Raw genomic sequence first — 3,878 nt, 5'->3', positions numbered from 1 at the left:
ACGCCGATGATAGTGCGGATTCCCGTGTGAAAGTAGGTAATCGTCAGGCTCCCTAAGCCAGAAACCCCCGCCCGAAAGGCGGGGGTTTTTGCATTTGCAGCGCAGAAATGCGCGATCGCTGCAAGTGTTGGCGTGATCGTCAGTGGGCGGGCAGCTTGATACGCGCTGCATGCTGCTCCGAACCAGCAGATTTCGCAGCCACCACCTACCTCAATAAGGACATCCGGATTGCGGTCGATCCGGCCGTCACTGCCCAGGCAGGAACGAAATCTCGCGATTTGATACGATCCAAATGTCGTCGACGAATGCATGCGTCGACCTTCGTGTTCGAACCAGTGCTTGATGGAGAGAGGGCAGGGAATGAATATCGGCGACGCGTCGCGCGAATCCGGCGTCAGCGCAAAAATGATCCGCTACTACGAGCAGGTCGGCCTTCTTGCGCCGAGCAAGCGGAGCGACGCCGGATACCGCATCTACGGTTCGGATGACGTCCATATTCTGCGTTTCATCCGCCAGGCGCGGCGGCTCGGTTTTCTCGTCGAGGATATTCGCAAGCTGCTGATGCTCTGGCAAGACCGCTCCCGCGCCAGCGCCGAAGTGAAGTCGATCGCCCTCGAACACGTGGCCGAACTCGACAAACGCATCGCGGAATTGAGCGACATGCGCAATACACTTGCCGATCTCGCCGCGCACTGCCATGGTGACGGGCGACCCGAATGCCCGATCTTGGCGCGGCTGGCCGACCCGGTCAGTGAACTAGATTAGTGCATATCCTCGAGGCCGAATCGGAGCCTCGATTCAATATCTTTAAAAATCAGTGGGTTGAAGCAGATAGTTCGTAAACCATTCCAAACTGGAATGGCTTCCATGCAAGCATTTCACTGGCATCTTGGTGCGGCATCGCTATAATTCGGGATAACCCTATACGGGAAATCCCTGAATCTCGATTCGCCAGGGGTCCCCCTTCCTTGGAGAACATCATGATCGCCTACATCGTTGAAAAGCTGAGCAACTGGTTCGAATCCGCAGAGCGCGAACGCCGTGAGGCTTACCTCGCGTCGTCGTCGGACATCGTTCAGCTCGAGAGCCGCATCCGCTCGCTCGAAACCAACGGCTACTCGCTGTAATCGGAGTCACCGTCAGGTGCCGTGTGGCACCGAGCGAAAAGCAAGCCCCGTGTTGACGGGGCTTTGTTTTTTTGTGCGTCCGATCTGGCGAAATCGTCGGCGTGGCGCTATGGTATGGACCTGCTTTTCAACCGGAAGAACACGACCATGCGTTTGCGTCTCGATGTGCGTCACGTTTCCCGCGCGCGTCTCTTTCTGGGGGCCGCGGTGCTCGCTCACGGCATGGCGGCTGGTGCGGCGACGTCGTCCAGGCCGCTGATTCTCGATACGCAACGCGGGATCCAGGATGGCAAGGGCGGCCTGGTGTTGCAAACGGCTCCGTTATCGTCCGAGCCGATCGTTGAGCCCGCAGGCATGCGAGCGCCGGCAGGGCAGGGACCGAATTCTTCGGTCCCGCTGTTTGTCGCGCCGTATATCAATGTGCCGGGCTGGGGTGGGTCGCCGGCCAATCAGCCAAGACCCGCGCCAAGACCGCAGCCGTAACGGAAAACCGTTCGCTCAGTTTCCGCGGTGCTCGATCTGGCACCGCGCGCCGCTGTCCTGTCCCAGGCGCTCGACGAGATAGGGCAGCGCTTCGTTCATGCTCTGCGCGAGCGTGTACGGCGGATTCAGGATGAACATTCCGCTGCCGTAAAGGCCCAGGCCATCTGCCGGCGGATTCGATACCGTCAGCGTCAGGTGCAGCCAGTTGTTCGGCTGCAGGCGCTTGAGCTGCTCCGGAAAACGCTGCGATTCCACCCGCGCAACCTGCGGATACCAGATCGCGTAACAGCCTGTCGCGAAACGCTTCAGGCATTCCGTCACGCAAGTCACCGTGCGCGCGTAGTCCTTCTTGTCCTCATAGGACGGATCGATCAGCACGAGCGCGCGTCGCGGCGGCGGCGGCAGCAGCGCCTTGATGCCCTCGAAGCCGTCACCGGCGAAAATCATCGCGCGGCGCCCCGCATCGCGGAAGTTGTGACGCAACACGTCGATTTCCGTCGTGTGCATTTCGAACAGGCGCATCCGGTCCTGCTCGCGCATCGATCGCCATGCGAGATACGGGGAGCCCGGATAGTAATGCAGCTCACCGTCGTCGTTCAGCGCGCGCACCTCGTCGATGTAGTCGCCGAGCGCTTCGGGCAGGTCCTTTTCGTTCCACAGCGGCCCGATGCCGGTGTCGAATTCCCCTGTCTTGGCGGCATAACCGTCGCGCAGCGAATACACGCCGGCACCGGCGTGCGTGTCGATGTACCAGTACGACTTGTCTTTCTTGTTCAGGTAGCGCAGCAGCTGGACGACGACGGCGTGCTTGAGCACGTCCGCGTGGTTGCCTGCGTGAAAACCGTGACGATAACTGAGCATGGCTGGCTGCCTGAAACGAAGGGTGAATCGATGAAAACGGATGATCGCGCGAAGCCGTCGGGCCGCGCGCCAATGCGGCCGCGTATTGTACGCGAGTGGGCGTGAGCCGCCTTACTCGTATGCATCGCCGACGGTCTCCTCGATGCGTTGCTTGATCTCCGGCGTCAGTTTCTCGGCAACGTCGAGCGCGCGCATGTTGTCGCCGATCTGCTCGATTCGCGAGGCGCCCGTAATGACCGAACTCACGCGCGGATTCGCGAGTACCCATGCAATCGCGAGCTGGGCGGTGCTGCAGCCGAGTTCGGTCGCGATCTCGCCGAGCCGTTCGACCACATCGTTGCTGACCGGATCCGTCAGCCGTTCGCGGAGCCAGTCGTAGCCCGGCAATTGCGCGCGGCTGCCCGGCGGTACGCCGTTCCGGTACTTGCCGGTGAGCAGCCCCGATGCCAGCGGGCTCCAGGTCGTCAGGCCGAGGCCGTAGTCGTGATAGAGCCGTGCGTATTCCTGTTCGACCCGGGTACGGTGGAACAGGTTGTACTGCGGCTGCTCGACGACCGGCTTGTGCAGATGGTGCCGCTCGGCAATCTCGTACGCGGCGCGGATCTCGTCGGCGCTCCATTCGGACGTGCCCCAGTACAGCGCCTTGCCGCGTACGATCATGTCGCTCATCGCCCAGACGGTCTCCTCGATCGGTGTGTTCGGATCGGGGCGATGGCAGTACACGAGGTCGACATGGTCGAGCTGCAGCCGGCGCAGCGAGCCGTCGATCGCGTTCAGCAGATATTTCCGGTTCAGTGTGTGGTACTGGTTCGGCGCTTCCGCGAGCCCCCAGAAGAACTTCGTGGACACGAGGTAGCTGACGCGCGGCCAGCCGAGCGACTTGAGCGCCTGGCCCATGATTTCCTCGGATTTGCCACTGGCGTAGACCTCGGCGTTGTCGAAGAAATTGACGCCCGCATCGCGGGCCGCCGCAAGGCATTCGCGGGCGACCCGCTGATCGACCTGGTTGCCGTAGGTGACCCACGAGCCGAGCGAAAGCGCGCTGATCTGCAGGCCGGAGCGGCCTAGCCGTCGATAGTGCATGGGAATCTCCCGCGACTCTGAACCGACCTTAAGCTTAGACGTTTTGCGCGCGAACGGCGGGGCCGATCGTGCACAATAGCGGCTGGCCTCCACCTGCACGATCGCGACGAAAGCGGATGCAGCGGGGCGCGCTTTTTCGATCCGATAACGGAAGGAGACGGACATGGCAGCAGATCTGAACGGCAAGACCGCAGTCGTCACGGGCGCCGCAAGCGGCATCGGCAAGGAAATCGCGCTGGAGCTCGCAAAAGCGGGCGCGGCCGTGGCGATCGCCGACCTGAACCAGGACGGCGCAAACGCGGTTGCCGACGAGATCGTCAAGGC

7 protein-coding genes are annotated in these 3,878 nt (G+C 61.9%); 4 read left to right on the top strand and 3 right to left on the bottom strand.

What is annotated here, in order from left to right:
• A partial coding sequence (locus DIE17_RS37755; protein WP_221624287.1) for a hypothetical protein occupies positions 1 to 311 on the bottom strand: 311 nt, incomplete at its 3' end.
• A 49-nt stretch (positions 312 to 360) separates the two neighbouring features.
• On the opposite strand from DIE17_RS37755, the gene cueR reads away from it, so the two are divergent.
• The 3 genes from cueR (at position 361) to DIE17_RS36800 (ending at position 1,610) form a co-directional block, all read left to right on the top strand.
• Positions 361 to 765: a Cu(I)-responsive transcriptional regulator gene (gene cueR / locus DIE17_RS36810; protein ID WP_124524121.1), complete on the top strand. Its 405-nt coding sequence runs from the start codon at positions 361 to 363 to the stop codon at positions 763 to 765.
• A gap of 215 nt (positions 766 to 980) precedes the next feature.
• The gene (locus DIE17_RS36805; protein WP_081053322.1) at positions 981 to 1,127 is read left to right on the top strand and encodes a DUF3563 family protein; all 147 of its coding nucleotides are present in this window, start codon (positions 981 to 983) and stop codon (positions 1,125 to 1,127) included.
• A gap of 114 nt (positions 1,128 to 1,241) precedes the next feature.
• Positions 1,242 to 1,610, top strand: a complete 369-nt coding sequence (locus tag DIE17_RS36800) for a hypothetical protein (RefSeq protein ID WP_124489870.1) — start codon at positions 1,242 to 1,244, stop codon at positions 1,608 to 1,610.
• Between the two features lie 15 nt (positions 1,611 to 1,625).
• Here the strand turns inward: DIE17_RS36800 and DIE17_RS36795 are convergent, their stop codons facing one another.
• Positions 1,626 to 2,471 (bottom strand): 23S rRNA (adenine(2030)-N(6))-methyltransferase RlmJ, encoded by an 846-nt coding sequence (locus DIE17_RS36795; protein ID WP_124489871.1) that lies wholly within the window; start codon positions 2,469 to 2,471, stop codon positions 1,626 to 1,628.
• Positions 2,472 to 2,582: 111 nt separating this feature from the next.
• On the bottom strand, positions 2,583 to 3,554 hold the full coding sequence (locus DIE17_RS36790; RefSeq protein ID WP_124524117.1) for an aldo/keto reductase: 972 nt from the start codon (positions 3,552 to 3,554) through the stop codon (positions 2,583 to 2,585).
• Between the two features lie 163 nt (positions 3,555 to 3,717).
• Here DIE17_RS36790 and DIE17_RS36785 point away from each other — a divergent pair.
• The coding region (locus tag DIE17_RS36785; RefSeq protein ID WP_124524115.1) for an SDR family NAD(P)-dependent oxidoreductase at positions 3,718 to 3,878 on the top strand (161 nt) is incomplete at its 3' end.

This window comes from Burkholderia sp. Bp9099 (genome assembly GCF_003857805.1).
GTDB lineage: Bacteria > Pseudomonadota > Gammaproteobacteria > Burkholderiales > Burkholderiaceae > Burkholderia.
Note: the sequence above shows the minus strand (reverse complement) of the source record. Positions and strands in the feature narration are given on the sequence as shown.